At 70.8% G+C, this 20,070-nt stretch carries 20 protein-coding genes; 11 read left to right on the top strand and 9 right to left on the bottom strand.

Going from position 1 to position 20,070, the window contains the following annotated elements:
• Positions 1-27 precede the first annotated feature (27 nt).
• From ABT004_RS28025 to ABT004_RS28010, 4 genes are all read right to left on the bottom strand, one after another.
• Entirely contained in the window at positions 28-1,596 is a 1,569-nt protein-coding gene (locus tag ABT004_RS28025) for an MFS transporter (RefSeq protein WP_351342212.1), read from the bottom strand.
• Positions 1,597-1,722: 126 nt separating this feature from the next.
• Positions 1,723-2,289 (bottom strand): hypothetical protein, encoded by a 567-nt coding sequence (locus ABT004_RS28020; protein ID WP_351342210.1) that lies wholly within the window; start codon positions 2,287-2,289, stop codon positions 1,723-1,725.
• A gap of 99 nt (positions 2,290-2,388) precedes the next feature.
• Positions 2,389-2,892 carry a hypothetical protein gene (locus tag ABT004_RS28015; RefSeq protein ID WP_351342208.1) on the bottom strand — a complete coding sequence of 168 codons (504 nt, stop codon included), beginning with the start codon at positions 2,890-2,892 and terminating at the stop codon, positions 2,389-2,391.
• A gap of 103 nt (positions 2,893-2,995) precedes the next feature.
• Positions 2,996-4,537: a beta-N-acetylhexosaminidase gene (locus ABT004_RS28010; protein ID WP_451189738.1), complete on the bottom strand. Its 1,542-nt coding sequence runs from the start codon at positions 4,535-4,537 to the stop codon at positions 2,996-2,998.
• Between the two features lie 80 nt (positions 4,538-4,617).
• On the opposite strand from ABT004_RS28010, the gene ABT004_RS28005 reads away from it, so the two are divergent.
• The 7 genes from ABT004_RS28005 (at position 4,618) to ABT004_RS27975 (ending at position 10,802) form a co-directional block, all read left to right on the top strand.
• Entirely contained in the window at positions 4,618-5,502 is an 885-nt protein-coding gene (locus ABT004_RS28005) for a 2-oxo-4-hydroxy-4-carboxy-5-ureidoimidazoline decarboxylase (RefSeq protein WP_502966970.1), read from the top strand.
• Between the two features lie 149 nt (positions 5,503-5,651).
• Positions 5,652-6,032 (top strand): succinate dehydrogenase, cytochrome b556 subunit, encoded by a 381-nt coding sequence (gene sdhC, locus ABT004_RS28000; protein WP_266713332.1) that lies wholly within the window; start codon positions 5,652-5,654, stop codon positions 6,030-6,032.
• An 8-nt stretch (positions 6,033-6,040) separates the two neighbouring features.
• The gene (locus tag ABT004_RS27995) at positions 6,041-6,526 is read left to right on the top strand and encodes a succinate dehydrogenase hydrophobic membrane anchor subunit (RefSeq protein ID WP_266713330.1); all 486 of its coding nucleotides are present in this window, start codon (positions 6,041-6,043) and stop codon (positions 6,524-6,526) included.
• A 16-nt stretch (positions 6,527-6,542) separates the two neighbouring features.
• Positions 6,543-8,297, top strand: coding sequence for a succinate dehydrogenase flavoprotein subunit (gene sdhA / locus ABT004_RS27990; RefSeq protein WP_351342206.1), 1,755 nt, complete (start codon positions 6,543-6,545; stop codon positions 8,295-8,297).
• Positions 8,297-9,073, top strand: a complete 777-nt coding sequence (locus ABT004_RS27985; protein WP_351342204.1) for a succinate dehydrogenase iron-sulfur subunit — start codon at positions 8,297-8,299, stop codon at positions 9,071-9,073. Before sdhA ends, ABT004_RS27985 begins: the two co-directional genes overlap by 1 nt.
• Positions 9,074-9,170: 97 nt before the next feature.
• Positions 9,171-9,572 carry a VOC family protein gene (locus tag ABT004_RS27980; RefSeq protein WP_351342202.1) on the top strand — a complete coding sequence of 134 codons (402 nt, stop codon included), beginning with the start codon at positions 9,171-9,173 and terminating at the stop codon, positions 9,570-9,572.
• Between the two features lie 87 nt (positions 9,573-9,659).
• Positions 9,660-10,802 (top strand): D-alanyl-D-alanine carboxypeptidase family protein, encoded by a 1,143-nt coding sequence (locus ABT004_RS27975; protein WP_351342200.1) that lies wholly within the window; start codon positions 9,660-9,662, stop codon positions 10,800-10,802.
• 17 nt (positions 10,803-10,819) lie between these two features.
• On the opposite strand, the gene ABT004_RS27970 is transcribed toward ABT004_RS27975, so the two are convergent.
• Complete coding sequence (locus ABT004_RS27970; RefSeq protein WP_351342199.1) at positions 10,820-12,061, bottom strand: metallophosphoesterase; 1,242 nt, start codon at positions 12,059-12,061, stop codon at positions 10,820-10,822.
• A 12-nt stretch (positions 12,062-12,073) separates the two neighbouring features.
• Positions 12,074-12,316, bottom strand: a complete 243-nt coding sequence (locus ABT004_RS27965) for an SCO4848 family membrane protein (protein WP_351342197.1) — start codon at positions 12,314-12,316, stop codon at positions 12,074-12,076.
• 109 nt (positions 12,317-12,425) lie between these two features.
• Between ABT004_RS27965 and ABT004_RS27960 the strand changes: the two genes are divergently transcribed.
• Positions 12,426-13,667 (top strand): D-alanyl-D-alanine carboxypeptidase family protein, encoded by a 1,242-nt coding sequence (locus ABT004_RS27960; RefSeq protein ID WP_351342196.1) that lies wholly within the window; start codon positions 12,426-12,428, stop codon positions 13,665-13,667.
• On the opposite strand, the gene ABT004_RS27955 is transcribed toward ABT004_RS27960, so the two are convergent.
• The gene (locus tag ABT004_RS27955; protein ID WP_351342194.1) at positions 13,654-14,562 is read right to left on the bottom strand and encodes a YihY/virulence factor BrkB family protein; all 909 of its coding nucleotides are present in this window, start codon (positions 14,560-14,562) and stop codon (positions 13,654-13,656) included. The genes ABT004_RS27960 and ABT004_RS27955 overlap by 14 nt on opposite strands.
• 101 nt (positions 14,563-14,663) lie before the next feature.
• On the opposite strand from ABT004_RS27955, the gene dprE1 reads away from it, so the two are divergent.
• Together dprE1 and dprE2 are read left to right on the top strand one after the other, a co-directional pair.
• Entirely contained in the window at positions 14,664-16,064 is a 1,401-nt protein-coding gene (dprE1, locus tag ABT004_RS27950; RefSeq protein WP_351342192.1) for a decaprenylphosphoryl-beta-D-ribose oxidase, read from the top strand.
• A 38-nt stretch (positions 16,065-16,102) separates the two neighbouring features.
• Positions 16,103-16,858, top strand: a complete 756-nt coding sequence (gene dprE2 / locus ABT004_RS27945) for a decaprenylphospho-beta-D-erythro-pentofuranosid-2-ulose 2-reductase (protein ID WP_351342191.1) — start codon at positions 16,103-16,105, stop codon at positions 16,856-16,858.
• Between the two features lie 13 nt (positions 16,859-16,871).
• On the opposite strand, the gene ABT004_RS27940 is transcribed toward dprE2, so the two are convergent.
• Both ABT004_RS27940 and trpS read right to left on the bottom strand, forming a co-directional pair.
• Positions 16,872-17,456, bottom strand: coding sequence for a 2'-5' RNA ligase family protein (locus ABT004_RS27940; RefSeq protein WP_351342190.1), 585 nt, complete (start codon positions 17,454-17,456; stop codon positions 16,872-16,874).
• Positions 17,457-17,524: 68 nt separating this feature from the next.
• A complete protein-coding gene (trpS, locus tag ABT004_RS27935) occupies positions 17,525-18,541 on the bottom strand; it encodes a tryptophan--tRNA ligase (protein ID WP_351342189.1) in 1,017 nt (338 codons plus the stop codon).
• Between the two features lie 371 nt (positions 18,542-18,912).
• Here trpS and ABT004_RS27930 point away from each other — a divergent pair, with 371 nt between their 5' ends.
• Complete coding sequence (locus ABT004_RS27930) at positions 18,913-19,551, top strand: hypothetical protein (protein WP_351342187.1); 639 nt, start codon at positions 18,913-18,915, stop codon at positions 19,549-19,551.
• The last annotated feature ends 519 nt before the right edge of the window (positions 19,552-20,070 follow it).

Genomic DNA, 20,070 nt, shown 5'->3' with positions numbered 1-20,070 from the left:
TGCACCAGCGAGGGCCGTGGGGGCCGTTCAGTCCCCCACGGCCTTCTCCTTTACGTCATCTACGTCACCGGGTGCCGGCACCGCGTCTCCCGCGCCCGGTGCCCGCGGCGCGTTCACCACGACCGCCGCGATCACCGCCGCGAGCAGCACCGAGGCCACCGCCCACCACGTCGCGACGTTGAACCCGTGCACGGCGGCGCGCGAGGCGAGCGCGCGGCGGTCGGCGCCGGGCGTCGCGTGCTCGGTGAGGTACCGGGCGGTGACGCTCGCCGCGATCGTGTTGAGCAGCGCCGTGCCGATCGAACCGCCCACCTGCTGCGCCGTGTTGAAGGTCGCGGAGGCCGCGCCCGCGTCCTGCGGGGCGACGCTGCCGGTGGCGAGCGACACCGACGTCATCATGGCCGTGCCCATGCCGAGCCCGAGCATCAGCATGCCCGGCAGCAGGTGCGAGGCGTACGCGGGCTCGGTCCCCACCTGCGCGATGATCGCGAGGCCGCCCGCCGCGAGGACGAGACCCGGAACCATCAGGGTGCGCGGCGGCACCCGGTGCAGCAGCCGCGCGGCGATCTGCGTCGAGCCGACGATCATGCCCGCCGTGATGGGCAGATAGGCGACACCCGTCCTCACCGGCGAGTATCCGAGCACGCGCTGCATGTAGTACGTCAGGAAGAGGAAGACGCCGAACATGCCGACGGTCACGAACAGGATCGTGAGGAATGCCCCGACGCGCTGCCGGTCACTGACCACGGAGATCGGCAGCAGCGGGACCCGCGCCCGGCTCTGCCACCACCCGAAGAGCGCGAGCAGCGCGACGCCGCCGATGAGCAGCGTGAGCACCAACGCGTCGTCCCAGGACCGGGATTCGGCCTCCGAGAACCCGTAGACGATGGCCAGCATCCCCGCGCAGCCGAGCACGGCGCCCGGCACGTCGAGGTGCGGATCGGTCATCACCCGGCCGCCGTGCAGCAGCACCAGGGCCCCGGCGAACGCCGCGAGCGCGATGGGTACGTTGACGTACAGGCACCAGCGCCAGTCGAGGTACTCGGTGAGGAAGCCGCCCGCGAGGAGCCCGATGGCGGCGCCCGCCCCGACGATCGCCCCGAACACGCCGAACGCCCGGCTGCGCTCCCGTGGTTCGGTGAACGTCGTGGCGAGGAGCGAGAGCGCGGCGGGCGCGAGCAGCGCCGCGAACACGCCCTGCAGGGCCCGCGCCCCGAAGAGCATCCCGGGCCCCGTCGCGGCGCCGCCCAGCGCGGACGCGGCGGCGAACCCCAACAGGCCGACGCAGAAGGCGAGTTTGCGGCCGATCAGGTCCGTGATCCGCCCGCCGAGCAGCAGCAGACCGCCGAAGGCGAGCGTGTACGCGGTGATGACCCACTGCCGGTTGCCGTCGGTCATGCCAAGGTCGGCCTGGGCCGAGGGCAGCGCGATGTTCACGATCGTCATGTCGAGGACGACCATCAGCTGGGCGCCCGCGATGACGACGAGGGCCCACCAACGATTGGGGTCTCCCCTGCTCGAGCGAAGCCGAGAGCTTGGGGAAGGGTCGGGCGGCGGCCCGTCCTGGGGCTGTGCGGTGGGGCGGGTTTCGGCCATCGGACTCGGCCTCCTCCATCGACGGCTGCGCGGGCCTGCTGGCGCGCATCGCCTCCCATCCTCCGCCCATACGCCCCGTTTTGCACCGGCGCGTGCGGCACGTCTCCGAGAGCCGGGCCGAGGACGTCAGCCGCGCCCCCGCGCGCGCCGCGAGACGGCCGCCCGCAGCACTCTGCGCCCCTCCGTCGAGACGACCAGCGCCTGCCGAAGGCCGCCCGCGCCACCGCCCGCGAGCAGCTCCAGGATCTGCGTCTGGCGGCGCAGTTCGGCCGCGACGAGCGGCGACATCCCCTCGGTGCTGCCCTCGCGGCGCGCGCTCACGCCGACCGCCCGGTCCTCCGTCACATCGAGCATCCGGTGCACCTGGAGCGCGGCCACCGAACAGGCGTCCGCCCACTCCCGCCACGCCTCGGCCACCGCCCGCTCCGGCGCGGCCCCGAGCATCCGCCGCACCAGCTCGGCGGCCTCGCCCTCGCCCGCGGCGCCCTTCAGCGCGCCGCGCGCCGCCACGAGCCGCGCGCCCCAGTCCGCGCCGCCCTCCGCGAGGCTCGCCCACAGCGGGCGCAGCACGTCCTCCTCGGGGTCGCCGGGCCCGCCGACGCCGAGCAGCGGCACACACCGGTCGAGGCAGCCGAGCCCGCTCGTGGCGAGGCCGCGCTCATCGGCCTCCGCGATCAGTTCCACCAGGCTCATGGACGCAACGCTCCTCCGGACACGGATCCAGCAATTCCCCTTGCCGCCTACGTATCCCACTGCGTCCGCGCGGCGCGGAACGTCACAGTGAACGTCACGTCACCGCACGCCGAGCCGGTCGAGGAAGCGGAAGAAGAGTTCCTCGGCGGAGGGCTCGGCGGCCGAGCGCAGCACCTCGTCGAGCGGCTCGATCGGCACCTCGCGGCCGCACTCGCCGGCCCAGGCGACGGCCCGCTCCGCGGCGTCACCGGGCGGCAGGAAGTAGTCCTCCAGGGCGCGTTCGTCGCCGCCGATGTACCCGGTCATCGCGGCGCGCCCCAGGCACGCCGTCCACGCGCCGCTCTCGGGCCCGGCCGCCTCGACGACCGCGCAGGCGGAGTCCATGACGTACGCGAACAGGGCGGGCGCCCCGGTCTCCGCCGCCAGCGCGTTCATGCTGCCCACGTCCCGCGCCTGCTCGCCGCCGCCGGGGCACTCCCACACCTGCCAGCCGGCGGCCCGCTCCTCAAGGAGCGTCAACTCCTCGCGCACCCCGCCCAGGGCCTCGCACTTGTCCAGCGGCTGAGCGCTTCTCGCGACCACGTAGTAGCCCCAGTAACCCATGTCCGTTCCCCCCGTCCCGGTGTACGCCACATGCGTCGTACCTGCGGCCGAATAGACCACAGCCGCAAGGGACTTCGCCACCGGAAACGGCGGATCGGGTCCTTCAGCCGTCCAGCTTGTCGGCCAGGGCGACGAACTTCGGCCAGGTCAGCTCCGGCTCCTTGGAGTCCCACAGCTTCTGCACGGTCGCCCGCAGCGGCATCCGGATGCCCTTCGCGACCTGCGCCGGGGTCTGCGCCCCCGAGAGGTCGCACCACACGGCGAAGGAGCCGCCGAGGATCTGGTCGTCGTACTTCGCGGGCACCGGGCTCTTCCCGCGCACGACGCGCGGCGTCCAGCTCTTGTAGATCCGCTCACCCGTCGGATAGACGAAGGTGTTGGGCTCGCCGAGGACGTAGTACAGGTACTCGTCGTTGTAGTTCGTCAGCTTGCGGCCCTCGTTCAGGTACTCGAGCGGCTCGCGCGCCCCGATCTCCTTGCCGGTCCAGTACGCGACCTCGATGTCCTTGTCCGCGTCGACGACCCCGCCCTTGTAGAAGCCGTCGTTCCAGGCCTTCAGGTGGCGGTCGTAGGGGGCCATGGTCTTCGCCCGGTCGTTGAGCCAGCCCTGGGCGAGGTCCTGGACCTTCGCGTTCGCCCCGTACTTCTTTCGCGCCGCACTGGCGAGCTGCGGGTAGGAGGTCTCGGGGTTCTCGCTCATCAGGGCCCGGTACTCGTCGGCGCCCAGGTGCCAGTACGCGCCCTTGAACAGCTTCGCGTACTCCTTCAGCAGATCGTCGACGATCTTCGCGGCGCCCGGCTTCGAGATGTCGACGGCGCCGCGCGCGGCCACCCCGCTCGCGTCGCGCAACTGCAGATCCGGGTGCGCGGCGATCACCGCGCCGAGGTGCCCCGGCGAGTCGATCTCCGGCACGACCGTGATGTGCCGCTCGGCGGCGAGCTTCAGGATGTCCCGCACCTCCGCCTTGCTGAGGTGCTCGTCCGAGACGACCTCGGGGTGCGAGTCGGACGCGATCCGGAAGGACTGGTCGTCGGAGAAGTGCAGCCCCAACTGGTTGTACTTGAGGTCCCCGATGTCCCGGATCCGGTCCTTGATCCAGTCGGCCGTGAAGTGCTTGCGCGCGATGTCGAGGCTGAACCCGCGCTGCGCCTTGGCGGGTTCGTCCGCGGTGACGCCCTCCGGCGCGGTGGCCCCGTCGTGCACCTCCTGCTTGAGCGTGCGCGTCCCGTAGTACACGCCGGTGTCGCTCGGCCCGACGATCCGCACGGTGCCCGCCTTCACCGACATCCGGTACGACTCCGGGTTGGCCCCGCTCTTCCCCCCGATCGCCAGCTCGACGTCGCCGGGCTCCGCGTCCTCCCCGGACCCCGCGTACTTCAGGTCCAGCTCGCCGGCGAGGAGCCGCCCCTCCTCCGCCAGTTCACGGTCCTTCACGACGACCCGGCCGCCGTCCGGCTTCCAGCCGGGACCGTGCGCGGGCGTGAAGTCACGTACCTCGGGGATCGTGTGCGCCGGCTTCGACAGCGGGTACGAACGGGTGGGCGAGGGCGCCGCGGACGACGCCGACTTCCCGTCGGACGGCGACCCGCCCCCACCCGAACACCCCACAACCGCAATCAGAACGACCCCAGTGGCAACGGCCACCAGAGCCTGCCGCTCCTTCTTCACGAACACCTCGCTGAACCCCGTCGAGCCGACACATACGCAGCCGACGTTAACGGCGGCTGCCCAGGGGCGCGGGGACGTGTCAATGTGCGGCTCCGCCGCGTGGCGCAAACGCAACCACGACGCGTCGGACACCCGCCAAGCAACCAGAACAACACCGGCACTGGTGCGCGCTGTCACCCACCCACACGCAAACACGCCGTCCGAGTGAATTTCACACATCCGCCGGACACTCACGACAAGCTCTGGCTAACGTTTACGCCACAACCACCCCTCACTTCCCCAAGCTCTCGGCTCCGCTCGAGCAGGGGAGACCCCATTCGCGGGAGACCGCTCTGCGCCCCCTCCAGACCCCCGGCCGTCTGCCCATACCGGCCCAGGCCACGGCACCCGGTACCGCCGGAGGCCTCCCCCGCTTCAACGCGCTGCCGCAGGAGACCGCCGAGCAGGTACTGCACACGTGCTGCCGCAGCCGGGCCTGGGCCCGCCGGGTCGCCGCGCACCGCCCGTACCCGGACGTGGACGCGCTGCTCGCCGCGGCGGACGAGGCGGCGTACGACCTCGCCCCCGCCGACGTCACCGAGGCCCTGACCGGCGAGGACCTCGTGCTGCCGCCGGACCCCGCCGCCCTCTCGGGGCACTCTGGCTACTCGGCGTACGCGGCCGCCAACACCGCGCTGGTCGCGGCCCACAGCGCGTACCAGATCCGCTTCGGCCACCCCTTCGTGATCTGCCTGGACGACATCGCGCCCGGCGAGGCCCTCGACCACCTGCTCGCGGGCCTGCGCACCCGGCTCGGCCACGACCCGGTGCACGAGCGCGAACTGGCCGCCGAGGAGCTGCGGCGACTCGCCCGGGGCCGTCTCGCCCGACTCACCCGGCGGGAAACCGATCTGGAGACCGGGCGGGAAACCGGAATCAATAGCCCGTACGTGCCTGTTTGATTGCCTGTTTGATCACACATAAGCCCCCCGTGCGGGTGTGCCGACAACTCGTCGATACGATGACGAGCGGCCGGTGGACCGTACCCGGCCGGGCTCGCCCGACATAGAAGCCGGCGCGGCCCTAGTCCCCGCTCCCGGAGGGTTCTTCCGTGCCGGCTGGAACGCTGTACCGCGGCCGGGAAGGCATGTGGTCGTGGGTGGCTCATCGAGTCACCGGTGTCCTCATTTTCTTCTTCCTGTTCGTGCACGTCCTCGACACCGCTCTCGTCCGCGTCTCACCAGAGGCGTACGACGATGTCGTTGGTACCTATAAGACGCCGATCGTCGCGCTTCTGGAATACGGCCTCGTGGCCGCGATTCTGTTCCACGCGCTCAACGGCCTGCGTGTCATCGCCGTCGACTTCTGGTCGAAGGGCCCGCGCTATCAGAAGCAGATGCTCTGGACCGTCATGGGCATCTGGATCGTCCTGATGGTCGGGGCCCTGTATCCCGTACTCGGCCACGCCGTCCGCGCACTCTTCGGGAGCTGAGGCCAGACATGTCTGCTGACACGACCCCCGCGACGTCCGGCGTCGGCCCCGTCGAGGGTGTTTCCCTCTACGACGTCGACAACCCGGCTCCGTACATCGAGGCCCCCCGCAAGCGCACCTCGAAGACCCCGCGTTCGACGCGCGGCAACTTCGAGATGGCCGCATGGCTGTTCATGCGCCTGTCGGGTGTCGTCCTCGTCGTCCTGGTCCTCGGCCACCTGCTGATCCAGCTCGTCCTCGACGGCGGCGTCTCCAAGATCGGCTTCGCCTTCGTGGCGGGCCGCTGGGCGTCCCCGTTCTGGCAGGGCTGGGACCTGCTGATGCTGTGGCTCGCGATGCTGCACGGCGCCAACGGCCTGCGTACCGTGATCAACGACTACGCCGAGCGCCCCCAGACCCGTATGTGGCTGAAGGGCCTGCTGTACGCCGCGACGGTCTTCACCGTCCTGCTGGGCACGCTGGTGATCTTCACCTTCGACCCCAACATCCGTTAAGCCGAGGCGAGAAACCGTGAAGATTCACAAGTACGACACCGTCATCGTCGGCGCCGGTGGCGCGGGCATGCGCGCGGCCATCGAGTCGACGAAGCGCAGCCGCACCGCCGTGCTGACCAAGCTCTACCCCACCCGCTCCCACACGGGCGCCGCGCAGGGCGGCATGGCCGCCGCGCTCGCCAACGTGGAGGAGGACAACTGGGAGTGGCACACCTTCGACACGATCAAGGGCGGCGACTACCTGGTCGACCAGGACGCCGCCGAGATCCTGGCGAAGGAGGCCATCGACTCCGTTCTCGACCTGGAGAAGATGGGCCTGCCCTTCAACCGCACACCTGAGGGCAAGATCGACCAGCGGCGGTTCGGCGGGCACTCCCGCAACCACGGCGAGGCGCCGGTCCGCCGGTCCTGCTACGCCGCGGACCGCACTGGCCACATGATCCTTCAGACGCTGTACCAGAACTGCGTGAAGGAGGGCGTGGAGTTCTTCAACGAGTTCTACGTCCTGGACCAGCTGCTCGTCGAGGAAGACGGCGTCAAGAAGTCCGCCGGTGTGGTCGCCTACGAGCTGGCCACCGGCGAGATCCACGTCTTCCAGGCGAAGTCGGTCATCTACGCCTCCGGCGGCACCGGCAAGTTCTTCAAGGTGACGTCGAACGCGCACACCCTGACCGGCGACGGCCAGGCAGCCTGCTACCGGCGCGGGCTGCCGCTGGAGGACATGGAGTTCTTCCAGTTCCACCCGACCGGCATCTGGCGCATGGGCATCCTCCTTACGGAAGGCGCCCGTGGTGAGGGCGGCATCCTCCGTAACAAGGACGGCGAGCGCTTCATGGAGAAGTACGCGCCGGTCATGAAGGACCTCGCGTCCCGTGACGTCGTGTCCCGCTCCATCTACACGGAGATCCGTGAGGGCCGCGGCTGCGGTCCGGCCGGTGACCACGTGTACCTGGACCTCACGCACCTTCCGCCGGAGCAGCTCGACGCCAAGCTCCCGGACATCACCGAGTTCGCGCGCACGTACCTCGGCATCGAGCCCTACACGGACCCGATCCCGATCCAGCCGACCGCGCACTACGCCATGGGCGGCATCCCGACGAACGTCGAGGGTGAGGTCCTCGCGGACAACACCACCGTCGTCCCCGGCCTGTACGCCGCCGGCGAGGTCGCCTGTGTCTCCGTGCACGGCGCCAACCGCCTCGGCACCAACTCGCTGCTCGACATCAACGTCTTCGGGCGTCGTGCGGGCATCGCGGCGGCCGAGCACGCGCACAAGACCGAGTTCGTCGAGCTGCCGGAGAACCCGGCGACGATGGTCGAGGAGCTCGTCGAGCGGCTGCGTGACGCGCAGGGCACCGAGAGCGTCGCGGTGATCCGCAACGAGCTGCAGGAGTGCATGGACGCCAACGTGATGGTGTTCCGCACCGAGCAGACGATCAAGACGGCCGTCGAGAAGATCGCCGAACTGCGCGCCCGCTACAAGAACGTGTCCGTCCAGGACAAGGGCAAGCGGTTCAACACGGACCTCCTGGAGGCCATCGAGCTGGGTAACCTGCTCGACCTGGCCGAGGTCATGGCGACCTCCGCCCTGGCGCGCAAGGAGTCCCGCGGCGGTCACTACCGCGAGGACTTCCCCACCCGGGACGACGTCAACTTCATGCGCCACACCATGGCGTACCGCGAGGTCGGCGACGACGGCTCCGAGTCCATCCGTCTCGACTACAAGCCGGTCGTCCAGACCCGCTACCAGCCGATGGAGCGTAAGTACTGATGGCTACCCCGACCATGGACAAGGCGGAAGCGGCGGGCGCGCCCGAGGCCGGCTTCGCCGACACCCCGAACATCACGATCACGCTGCGCGTGCGCCGGTTCAACTCGGAGGTCTCCGACGAGTCGACCTGGCAGGACTTCCAGCTGGAGATGGACCCCAAGGAGCGGGTTCTCGACGCGCTGCACAAGGCCAAGTGGGAGCAGGACGGCACTCTGACGTTCCGTCGCTCCTGCGCGCACGGCATCTGTGGGTCCGACGCGATGCGGATCAACGGCAAGAACCGTCTTGCCTGCAAGACGCTTCTCAAGGACATCAACCCCGAGAAGCCCATCACGGTCGAGGCCATCAAGGGCCTCACGGTCCTCAAGGACCTGGTCGTGGACATGGACCCGTTCTTCCAGGCGTACCGCGACGTCATGCCGTTCCTCGTCACGACGGGCAACGAGCCGACGCGTGAGCGCTACCAGTCCGACGAGGACCGGGCCCGCTTCGACGACACCACCAAGTGCATCCTGTGCGCGGCGTGCACGTCGTCCTGCCCGGTGTTCTGGAACGACGGCCAGTACTTCGGTCCTGCCGCCATCGTGAACGCCCACCGCTTCATCTTCGACTCGCGTGACGAGGCCGGGGAGCAGCGCCTGGAGATCCTCAACGACCGTGACGGTGTGTGGCGTTGCCGCACGACCTTCAACTGCACGGACGCCTGCCCGCGTGGCATCGAGGTCACCAAGGCGATCCAGGAAGTCAAGCGGGCGCTCATCACGCGCCGCTTCTGACCTTCCGGCGATTCGCCGCAAGGCCCTGAAGGCCCCGTTCCCTTTTCGGGAGCGGGGCCTTCGCCGTTTTTGCCCGGTAGCTCGCTAATCTTCCGCTATGCCACAAGAGCTGGAGATTCTCGGGTTCGACAACGTGCTGTTCCCCGTCGGCGATCTGGGCGAGGCCGTCGCGTTCTACGAACGTGTCGGTTTCGCGGTGAAGGCGCGGGTCGACGAGGCCGGGATCGCGCTGCTCGCGGTCGGCAAGGAGACGCCGGGGCTGCTGCTGCGGGTCGAGGACGGCTTCGACCGCAGACCGCCCGCCTGGGCCGCGGGACGCCTGTGGCTGGAGGTGGCGGACGCCCGCGCGACGGCCGACACGCTGCGCGCCGCCGACGTCGAGCTGCTCGACCCGCCCTTCTCCACCTCCACCGGATACGTGGTGGAGTTCGCCGACCCGTGGGGCAACGTCATCGGCTTCACGGACTACCTCAAGAGGCCGGAGCTGGCGCGGAGCTGACCTGAGCCGACCCGGAGCCGACCGAGGCCGACCCGGACGCCGGGCCCCGCCGGTCTTTACCCGCGCTTTGAGCGGTACCTTCACGGGATGCCCGGCACCACCGCTTCCGCTTCCTCCGCGCACCTCACCCGGCGCGCCGCCCTCGGCCTCGGGGCGGGTGCGGCCGCCGCCCTCGCGCTGCCCGCGCAGTCCGCAGCGGCGGCCTCGGGTCTCCAGGTGCGGTACCGGGCGGGCGCGCCGAAGCTGCCGAAGCTCGTCGCGAAGGCGTGGCTGATCGCCGACAACGACAGCGGCGAGGTGCTCGCCTCGTACGACGGGCACCGCAGGCTGCCACCGGCCTCCACGCTGAAGATGCTGTTCGCGGACACGGTGCTGCCGAAGTTCGACAGCGCGCTGAGGCACAAGGTGACGGCCGAGGACCTCGCGGACATACCGTTCGGCTCCAGCCTCGTCGGCGTCCAGGCCGGGACGACGTACAGCGTGCACCAGTTGTGGCAAGGCGTGTTCCTGCGCTCCGGCAACGACGCGGTGCACGTACTCGCGAACATGAACGGCGGCGTCGACAAGACGGTCGCGCAGATGCAGGCGCGCGCGAAGGACCTCCAGGCGAACGACACCCACGTCGTCAGCCCGGACGGCTTCGACCACAAGGGGCAGGTCTCCTCCGCGTACGACCTGACGCTCTTCGCCCGCGCCGGGCTGAAGAACGACGACTTCCGCGGCTACTGCGCCACCAAGGTCGCCGACTTCCCCGCGGGCGGGAAGAAGACGTTCCAGATCCAGAACACCGACCGCCTCCTCACCGGGCAGGGCGTCACCCCGTACGAGGGCCTCATGGGCGTCAAGAACGGCTACACGTCGCACGCGGGCAACACCTTCACCGGCGCCGCCACTCGCGGCGGCCGCACCCTGCTGGTCACCGTCATGCACCCGAAGTCCGGCTACGAGGCGGTGTACCAGGAGACGGCCGCGCTGCTCGACTGGGGCTTCGCCGCCGCGGACAAGGTGCGCCCCGTCGACGAGTTGGCGACGCCGTTGAGCGAGCGCTCGAAGGCATCGACCCGCGCGCCCCACGTGGCGGGCGCGGGCCCCGCCGCGAGCACGGCCACCGGCTCGCACGGCGACGACTGGGCGCTCGGCGGATCCATGGCCCTGGCGGCCCTCGCCGGTGGCGGCCTGCTGGCCCTGCGCCGTCGCGGGAAGCCGACGGGACGGCGCAGGAAGGCCTGACGTCCCGGCGGCCGGGCTCAGGCCTGCTTGGAAGCCAGCTGCACCACGGTGATGTCGGACTGCGCGCCCACCCGCACCGGCGGCCCCCACGCGCCCGCGCCCCGGCTGACGTACAGCTGGGTGTCGCCGTACCGGTCGAGGCCCGCGAGGGTCGGATTGGACGCGGCCGCGACGAAGTTGCCCGGCCACAGCTGGCCGCCGTGGGTGTGCCCGGAGAGCTGCAGGTCGACGCTGTGCTTCACCGCCTCGTGGATCATCACGGGCTGGTGGGCGAGGAGGACGGAGGCGCGGGAGGTGTCGCGGTCGCCGAGCGCCTTCGCGTAGTCGGGCCCTTCGCCGTAGTTGTCGCCCGCGATGTCGTTGACCCCCGCGAGGTCGAAGCCGCCGATGTGGACGCGCGCGTTCTCCAGCGGTCGCAGGCCGAGCTCGCGCACGTGCTCCACCCACGGGTCCGCGCCGGAGAAGTACTCGTGGTTGCCGGTGACGAAGTACGTCCCGTGCCGCGCGCTCAGCCGTGCGAGCGGGGCGACGGCGGGCGCGAGGTCCTCCACGCTGCCGTCGACGAGGTCACCGACGACGGCGATCAGGTCCGGCTGCGTCGCGTTGATGGTGTCGACGACCCGCTCGGCGAAGCCCCGGCCGAGCACGGGCCCGAGGTGCACGTCGCTGACCACGGCGATCCTGAACCCGTGGGCCGCGCGCGGCAGTTTGGCCAGCGGCACGGTGACCCTCCGAGCCGTCGGCCCGTTCAGCACGCCGTACGCGCCGGCGCCCACGACCCCCGCGGCGGCCACCGTCGCGGCGGCGCCGACGGTCCGGGCGAGGACGAGACGCCGGGTGGGCGCGGGGGCGGTCCCCACTCCCGGAACCCGCTCCAACTCCCGCAGTTCGGGCACCGGGACCCGGACGGATACCGCGCCCTTGGGGACGGTCGGCGCCTTCCGTTCGAGGAAGCGCCGCAGCAGGGGCCGCACGACCTCCCCCACGAGGAGCGCGAGCAGCAGATACAGCGCGAACGCCAGCCACAGGAACCCCGGCCAGGCCAGCACCTGTTGCAGCAGGAACGGCGCCCCGCCCCGCGCCGCCCCGAGCGCCGCGAACACCAGCAGCGGCCCGGCGACGAACACGACGGTGCCGGTCCGTCTGGGCCATCCGCCCTTGGTGGTCGTCTCCCGTACGAGACGGCGCCACGCGTAGTAGTGCAGCGCCGCGAAGGCCGCGAGAACGGCGGCGGCGACGAGTACGAAGACGACGATCATCTGCCCGGTCGCCTATGAGGTGCGACGCAGAGTGCGTACGGAACGCAACCCGATGCCCCCGACAACCGTCCCCAATACGAAGGAGACGACGGCGAGCGTCAGATGCACCCAGAAGTACGCGGTCGGGTCCCCGGCGTCGTCGAAGGCGAGGCCGCTGCCGTCCTTGACGAGGTTTTTGACGAAAGTGATCCAGATGATCCAGCTCCACACCCCGAAGGCGAGCAGGAACCAGGACACGGGGCGGCTGAGCTTCATACCCTCAGTATCGCCGCGCGGGCTCGCGCACCGCCGCCGGGGTGGGCCAGGGCGAACACAGGCCGCACCGGTGGAGACTTACAGGGCAGGTACAGGTACCTTCACCAGCGTGCCCGACTCCCACGCCGCGCGACCGACGTCGCACTTGAAGAAGGCCGCAGTGCTGTTCGCCGCGTCCGCCCTGACGTTCGCAGGCGCGCTGCCCGCGGCCGCCGCGGAAAAGGACAAGAACAAGAACGACGACAAGCCGCCCGCGTCGATGTCCCAGGTGGGCGGCGCCCAGTTGGGGAAGCCGGGGACGCAGGTCAACGTTCAGGGGGGCGCGCCCGTCCTGCCGAAGGACCTGACGGCGAAGTCCTGGCTCGTCGCGGACGCCGAGTCGGGTGAGGTCCTCGCGTCGCACAACGCGCACTGGCAGCTGCCGCCCGCCTCCACGCTGAAGATGCTGTTCGCGGACACCGTGCTGCCGAAGTTCCCGAAGACGACGAAGCACAAGGTGGTGCCCTCGGACCTGGCGGGGATGGGCGCCGGTTCGAGCCTCGTGGGCGTCAAGGAGGGCTTCACGTACTCGGTTCACGACCTGTGGCTGGGCGTCTTCCTGCGGTCGGGCAACGACGCGGTGCATGTCCTGTCCGCCATGAACCAGGGCGTCGCGCAGACCGTCAAGGACATGCAGGCGCACGCCGACGAGCTGCAGGCGGGCGACACCCACGTCGTCAGCCCCGACGGTTACGACATGCCGGGGCAGCACTCCTCCGCGTACGACCTGACGCTCTTCGCCCGGTCGGGGCTGCACAAGAAGGACTTCCGGGAGTACGCGGCCACGGCCACCGCCGAGTTCCCCATGAAGCAGAAGAAGGGCAAGACCACCAAGCAGTTCGGGATCCAGAACACCAACCGGCTGCTCACCGGTTCCTTTGGCCTGCCCGCGTACAAGGGCATCGCGGGGGTGAAGAACGGCAACACGACGAACGCGGGGTCCACGTTCACGGGCGTCGCCGAGCGCGGCGACAAGGTGCTGCTCGTCACCGTCATGAACCCGAAGGCGAAGGAGAGCCAGGCCGTCTACAAGGAGACCACGCGGCTCTTCGACTGGGGGTTCCAGGCGGACGGCAAGGTCTCCCCCGTCGGCCATCTCGTCGGGCCGAGGAGTGAGACGCCCGCGGGCGCGGAGTCCCCGGGCTCCGGTGACGCCGGGCCCGGCAAGGCGGCCGCGCACGCCGCGGTCACCGGCGGCGGCTCCAGCGGCGTCGGGATCGCGCTCGCGATCGTGGGCGGGGTGCTCGTCGTGCTCGCGGGTGCGGTGTTCGCGGTGCGGAAGAAGTGGCCGCTGAAGATCACGAAGGGCTGACCTCCGCCGCCTCCGCCTCCGCCTCCGCTTCTTCCGTCTTGCGCAGGCCCACCCGGCCCGTCGCCGTCCACGCGGCGCAGAACAGCAGCAGTTTCGCGGTGAAGTTGATCCACAGGAGCAGGGCCACGGGAGTGCCGAACGCGCCGTACATGCTCTTCGCCGCGACGTCCTTCATATAGCCGCTGAGCACCAGTTTCAGCAGCTCGAAGCCCGCCGCCCCGATCAGCGCCGCGGTGACCAGATCGCGGCGCCCGGGCTGCACTCCGGGCAGCAGGGCCAGGACGTAGAGCAGGATCAGGAAGTCGGCGAGGACCGCGATCGCGAAGGCGGCGGCCTGGAGCAGGATGCCGCCCCAGCCCGCCCTGTCGATACCGATCTGGTCGGCCGTCCAGTCGACGGCCGTGGCCGCGAGGGTGGACGCCCCGACCGACACGAGGCCCGCGAGGCCGAGCCCGACGAGGATCCCGGCGTCCTTGAGCTTGCCCATGATCGGGTTCTCGTCGGGGTCGGGCAGCTCCCACACGTCCCGCAGGCACTGCCGCATCGAGCCGACCCAGCCGACGCCCGTGAACAGCAGGAGCGCTCCGGCGATGATCCCGATCGTGCCCGCGTTGTCGACCAGCGCCCCGATGTCCAACTGCTCGGAGATACCCGGGACCTGATCGCTGAGCGTCTGCTCCAGCTTTTTCTGCTGGTCGGGGCCCATGGTGCCGGCGGCCACCGCCGCGACCACGGTGAGCAGCGGAAACAGCGCGAGGAAGCTGATGAACGTCATCGCCGCGGCAAGCTGTGACCAGCGGACCGCGTCGAGCCGCTCGTAGGCGTGCCAGACATGGGTCCGCATCAACCGGGCGAACAGCGGCCCGACGACAGGGAGTTTCTTCAGCCAATCCATGATCTCAGCCTGCCCGCCATGTCCACTTCGATCACCCGTTCCGGTGAGGGCTCGCTAGGTTTACGACAAACTTCGCACCTTCGGGCGATACGGTCACCGTCATGGTTGCCGACCCCGCTACCGACCCTGTACCCACTCTCCCCTCCGTCCCGCACTCCGTACCGGTCAGCGGCTGGGGCCGCACCGCTCCCACCTCGGCCCGCGTGATCCGCCCCCGCTCCTACGAGGACACGGTCCTCGCGGTCCGGGACTGCGCCGCCACCGGACGCCGCGGGGGCATCGCACGAGGCCTCGGCCGCTCGTACGGGGACGCGGCGCAGAACGCGGGCGGCGCCGTCCTCGACATGACGGGGCTCGACCAAATCCACGCCATCGACGCCTCGGGCGGCACCGTGCTGTGCGACGCGGGCGTCTCGCTGCACCGCCTGATGCAGGTACTGCTCCCCCTCGGCTGGTTCGTTCCGGTCACGCCCGGCACCCGCTATGTCACGGTCGGCGGGGCGATCGGCGCCGACGTCCACGGCAGGAACCACGCCACCTCCGGGTCCTTCGCCCGCCACGTCCCCATGCTCGAACTCCTCACCGCCGACGGCGGGGTACGCGTCGTGGAGCGCGGTAGCGAACTGTTCGACGCGACGGCGGGCGGCATGGGCCTGACCGGGATCATCCTCACGGCGACCGTCCAACTGCGGCGCTTGGAGACGTCGTTGATGTCCGTCGACACAGAACGGGCCACCGACTTCGACGACTTGATGGCCCGGCTCGCCACCACCGGGCCCCGCCACCGCTACTCCGCCGCCTGGGTCGACCTGCTCGCGCGCGGCGCCGCGACGGGCCGCGGAGTGCTCACGCACGCCGACCACGCGCCGCTCGACGCGCTGCCCGCCCGCGCCCGCAGGAACCCGCTGGAGTTCCGCCCCGCCCGCCTCCCCGGCGCTCCCGACCTCCTCCCCGAGAGGCTGCTCGGCCCCGCGAGCGTCGGCCTGTTCAACGAGCTCCGGTACCGCGGCGCGCCCACGTCCCGCACCGGCGAACTGCGCAAGCTCTCCGCGTTCTTCCACCCGCTCGACGGCGTCCCGCACTGGAACCGCGTCTACGGACGCGGCGGCTTCGTGCAGTACCAGTTCGTCGTCGGGCATGGCGAGGAGGAGGCGCTGCGGCGCATCGTGCGCCGCGCATGCGAGCGCCGCTGCCCGTCGCTCCTCGCCACCCTCAAGCGCTTCGGCGAGGGGGACCCGGGCTGGCTGTCGTTCCCGGTGCCGGGCTGGACCCTCGCGCTCGACATCCCGGCGAGCCTGCCCGAACTGGGCGCGTTCCTCGACGAGTTGGACGAGGAGGTGGCCGCCGCGGGCGGGCGCGTCCACCTCGCCAAGGACTCCCGACTGCGGCCCGAACTGCTCACCGCCATGTACCCGCGCCTCGACGACTTCCGCGCGCTGCGGGCGCACTGGGACCCGCAGGGGGTATTCCGCTCGGACCTGTCACGGCGCCTGAAGCTGTGATCCGCCGCCCGCCCGAACCGCCTCCCTGGAGCCCCCCGTTGAAAGACGCCTTCGGTACCCCCCAGTCCCTGCTCGTCCTCGGCGGCACCTCCGAGATCGCGCTGGCGACCGCCCGCCGCCTCGTCGCCCGGCGCACCCGCACCGTGTGGCTGGCGGGCCGCCCGTCCCCCGCGCTCGACGAAGCGGCCGCAGGGCTGCGCGCCCTGGGCGCCGACACCCGTACGGTTCCCTTCGACGCGCTGGACCCCACCGCGCACGAGGAGACGCTCGGCAAGCTCTTCGCCGAGGGCGACATCGACATGGTCCTGCTCGCGTTCGGCATCCTCGGCGACCAGGCCCGCGACGAGGACGACCCGATGTCGGCGGTCCGCGTCGCCCAGACCAACTACACGGGCGCCGTCTCCGCGAGCCTCGTCTGCGCGCGGGCCCTGCAGTCCCAGGGCCACGGCTCGTTCGTCGTCCTGTCGTCGGCGGCCGGCGAGCGTGCCCGCCGCGCCGACTTCATCTACGGCTCCAGCAAGGCGGGCCTCGACGCGTTCACGCAGGGCCTCGGGGACGCGATGCACGGCACTGGTGTGCACGTGATGATCGTCCGCCCCGGCTTCGTACGGTCGAAGATGACGGCCGGGCGTGCGGAGGCGCCCATGGCCACGACTCCGGAGGCGGTGGCGCTGGCCATCGAGGTCGGGCTTCGGCGCAGGTCGGAGACGGTGTGGGTGCCGGGGACGCTGCGCGTGGTGATGTCGGCGCTGCGGCATGTGCCACGGCCGGTGTTCCGCCGACTGCCGGTCTGAACCGTACGCAGGGTCAGCTGGCGGGCAGCCGGGGGCCGCGTGTCGTGCGGCCCGGGGTCTGCACGGGCAGCGACGACGTGCCGAAGGCGAACTCCCGCAGCTTGCGCCACACTCCGTCGGCGCCCTGCTCGTAGAGCGCGAACCCGGTGCACGCCCAGGCCGCCTCGTACTCGGCGAGCTCCGCGAACGCGCGGTCCATCAACTCCTCGTCGATGCCGTGCGCCACGGTCACGTGCGGGTGGTACGGGAACTGCAGCTCGCGGGAGACCGGGCCCGATGCGTCCCGCACCTGCTTCTGAAGCCAGGTGCAGGCCTCGGCGCCCTCGACGACCTGCACGAACACGACGGGTGACAGCGGCCGGAACGTGCCCGTGCCGGACAGCCGCATCGCGAACGGGCGCCCGCCGGAGGCCACCTCCTCCAGATGCGCCTCGATCGCCGTGAGGTCGGAGCCGGGCACCTCGGTCGGCGGGAGCAGCGTGATGTGCGTGGGGATACCGTGCGCCGCGGCGTCGCCGAAGCCCGCGCGCCGCTCCTGGAGCAGGCTGCCGTGAGGCTCCGGGACCGCGATCGAGACACCGATCGTTACGGTCCCCACGTCATACTCCTGTCGTCGTGTGGCGGGCGGCTGACATCGCGTACGTACGGAACGCTTCCGTGCTCGGCTCAGTGCTTGGCGGGCAGGAAGCCGACCTTGTCGTAGGCCTGGGAAAGGGTCTCGGCGGCGACGGCCCGTGCCTTCTCCGCGCCCTTGGCCAGGATCGAGTCCAGCGTCTCCGGGTCGTCCAGATATTCCTGGGTGCGGGTCCGGAAAGGTGTCACGAAGTCCACCATGACCTCGGCCAGGTCCGTCTTCAGCGCACCGTACATCTTGCCCTCGTACTTCTTCTCCAGTTCCGGGATACCGGCGCCGGTGAGGGTGGAGTAGATGGTGAGCAGGTTGCTGACGCCGGGCTTGTTCTCCGCGTCGTAGCGAATGACGGTCTCAGTGTCGGTGACGGCACTCTTGACCTTCTTGGCGGTCGCCTTAGGGTCGTCGAGCAGGTTGATGAGGCCCTTCGGCGTCGACGCCGACTTGCTCATCTTGATCGACGGGTCCTGGAGGTCGTAGATCTTCGCCGTCTCCTTGAGGATGTACGGCGCCGGGAGCGTGAACGTGTCGCCGAAGCGGCCGTTGAAGCGCGTCGCGAGGTCCCGGGTCAGCTCGATGTGCTGCCGCTGGTCCTCACCGACCGGGACGCGGTCGGCCTGGTACAGCAGAATGTCGGCGACCTGCAGCACCGGATACGTGAACAACCCGACACTCGCGCGGTCCGCACCCTGCTTCGCCGACTTGTCCTTGAACTGCGTCATCCGGCTCGCCTCGCCGAAGCCGGTGATGCAGTTCATGATCCAGGCCAACTGGGCGTGCTCGGGCACGTGGCTCTGCACGAAGAGCGTGCAACGCTCCGGGTCGACCCCCGCGGCGAGCAGCTGCGCGACGGCGAGCCGGGTGTTGGCCCGCAGCTCCTTCGGGTCCTGCGGAACGGTGATCGCGTGCAGGTCCACAACCATGTAGAAGGCGTCGTGGGACTCCTGCAACGCCACCCACTGGCGGACCGCGCCGAGGTAGTTGCCGAGGTGGAACGAGCCTGCCGTGGGCTGGATTCCGGAGAGCACACGAGGGCGAACATCAGAGGCCATGTGCCTCATTGTCTCAGGTGCCACGCACAGCTCCGCAGCGGCCGAAGGTCCTTTACCGGGCGGGGCCCTTCTGACGGGTCAGGCTGGATACGGGAGGCCGTGCATGTTCGGTGCAGGCGAGCGGGGTAATGGGGTCTCCCCTGCTCGAGCGAAGCCGAGAGCTTGGGGAAGCGTGCAGCTGCAAGGCGGAGGAGGGCGTCAACGCGGAGCGTTGGCAACCGACGACAACGCCGCAGATGTGCGTGCCAGACCCCGCGACTCCAGCAGGACCCGTCAGAAGGGCCCCGGGTGCGACCTGGTCGTTGTCAGTGGGCGCCGGTAGCTTGTCGATGTGGCGGGAGTCACGTGGGGGCGCGTCGGCGGGGGTGGCGATGCAGTACGTACGAGGGCTGGTGGTGGCGGTGCTGCTGCTGTGGGCGGGGGCCGGGGTGGCGCATGCGCGGCCGCCGGTTCCGGGCTCCGGGACGGATGTGCCGGATCTGGCGGTGGTGATCGCGCCCGGCGCCGCGGCGGGCTCCTCGGAGGCCCTGCACTACGAGGACCGGAACTTCGCCCGTCTTGAGCGCTTGACCACGGAGTTCGACACGGTGACCGAGCGGGTGCCGGAGGCCTGGCAGGAGGGCCGCTTCTCACCCGTGGTGGCCACGGTCGTGTGGGGTCTGACCGGTGTGGCGGGCTGGCCCGAGACCCACCGGGCGCCCGGTACGGACACGGTCATCGAGCGCCAGGACCAGCTGATCGTCGCGGAGGACGGTACGCCGTGGATCCGCACGGACCCGATGGTCGACGTGAACGACGACGACCTGCGCTGGCACCACGCGTCCCGCACCCTGGTCGACCAGCTGACACGGTCCGGCGTGTTCCCGGCGTCACCCCGCGAACCGGCCACCCGGTCCCCGTGGTGGTGGGGCGCGGCCGGCCTCTCCGTGGGCCTCACCGCGGCCGGCACGGTGTGGCGCATCCGCAACCGCGTCCCCCGCGAGCCCCGCCAGGAACTGGTCGACCTTTAGCCCTCGGTCTCGGTCACGACGTCACACGGGGCGGCGAACTCCACCGGCACCGGCGTCACGCGGGGCCGCGGACTCCACCAGCACCGGCGTCACACGGGGCCGCAGGCTCCACCAGCACCGGCGTCACACGGGGCCGCAGGCTCCACCAGCACCGGCGTCACACGGGGCCGCAGGCTCCACCAGCACCGGCGTCACGCGATCGGTACGCCGAGAGGTGTCTCAGCGGCTGCACCGCGCCCCGCTCACCTCCCACCCCCTCCGGGGGCTCCCGCTCGTCCGGGCCCGGCTACGACGTGGTCGACGCCGATCGTCCTGGGCGCGCGGCACCGGGGGCCGCCTTGCCCACCCTGCCGCCCAAGGCGGCAGATTGCCCAAGGCGACGGCACCCGGCCCCCGGAGGGGGCGAGCGGGCGGGGCGGGAGATGGGCGAGGCACCCGGGCGATCCCCCGCGGCGGGTGGGCATTTCAAGCCCCTGCGGCGATTGAGCAGCGGGGTCCGGGGCAGAGCCCCGACCCTTC

Origin of the sequence: Streptomyces sp. NPDC002790, assembly GCF_040295505.1 — a bacterium.
Taxonomy (GTDB): domain Bacteria; phylum Actinomycetota; class Actinomycetes; order Streptomycetales; family Streptomycetaceae; genus Streptomyces.
This window is presented reverse-complemented; position numbering and strand designations above follow the sequence as displayed.

Bases quoted from the DNA above. Each gene is read 5' to 3' on its own strand.
- ABT004_RS27930 (WP_351342187.1), top strand. From the start codon at position 18,913: ATGCAGTACGTACGAGGGCTGGTGGTGGCGGTGCTGCTGCTGTGGGCG.
- ABT004_RS27975 (WP_351342200.1), top strand. From the start codon at position 9,660: ATGCCCGGCACCACCGCTTCCGCTTCCTCCGCGCACCTCACCCGGCGC.
- trpS (WP_351342189.1), bottom strand. From the start codon at position 18,541: ATGGCCTCTGATGTTCGCCCTCGTGTGCTCTCCGGAATCCAGCCCACG.
- ABT004_RS27955 (WP_351342194.1), bottom strand. From the start codon at position 14,562: ATGGATTGGCTGAAGAAACTCCCTGTCGTCGGGCCGCTGTTCGCCCGG.
- ABT004_RS27985 (WP_351342204.1), top strand. From the start codon at position 8,297: ATGGCTACCCCGACCATGGACAAGGCGGAAGCGGCGGGCGCGCCCGAG.
- ABT004_RS28015 (WP_351342208.1), bottom strand. From the start codon at position 2,892: ATGGGTTACTGGGGCTACTACGTGGTCGCGAGAAGCGCTCAGCCGCTG.
- ABT004_RS28020 (WP_351342210.1), bottom strand. From the start codon at position 2,289: ATGAGCCTGGTGGAACTGATCGCGGAGGCCGATGAGCGCGGCCTCGCC.
- ABT004_RS27965 (WP_351342197.1), bottom strand. From the start codon at position 12,316: ATGAAGCTCAGCCGCCCCGTGTCCTGGTTCCTGCTCGCCTTCGGGGTG.
- dprE1 (WP_351342192.1), top strand. From the start codon at position 14,664: ATGGTTGCCGACCCCGCTACCGACCCTGTACCCACTCTCCCCTCCGTC.
- ABT004_RS27980 (WP_351342202.1), top strand. From the start codon at position 9,171: ATGCCACAAGAGCTGGAGATTCTCGGGTTCGACAACGTGCTGTTCCCC.
- ABT004_RS27995 (WP_266713330.1), top strand. From the start codon at position 6,041: ATGTCTGCTGACACGACCCCCGCGACGTCCGGCGTCGGCCCCGTCGAG.
- ABT004_RS28025 (WP_351342212.1), bottom strand. From the start codon at position 1,596: ATGGCCGAAACCCGCCCCACCGCACAGCCCCAGGACGGGCCGCCGCCC.
- ABT004_RS27970 (WP_351342199.1), bottom strand. From the start codon at position 12,061: ATGATCGTCGTCTTCGTACTCGTCGCCGCCGCCGTTCTCGCGGCCTTC.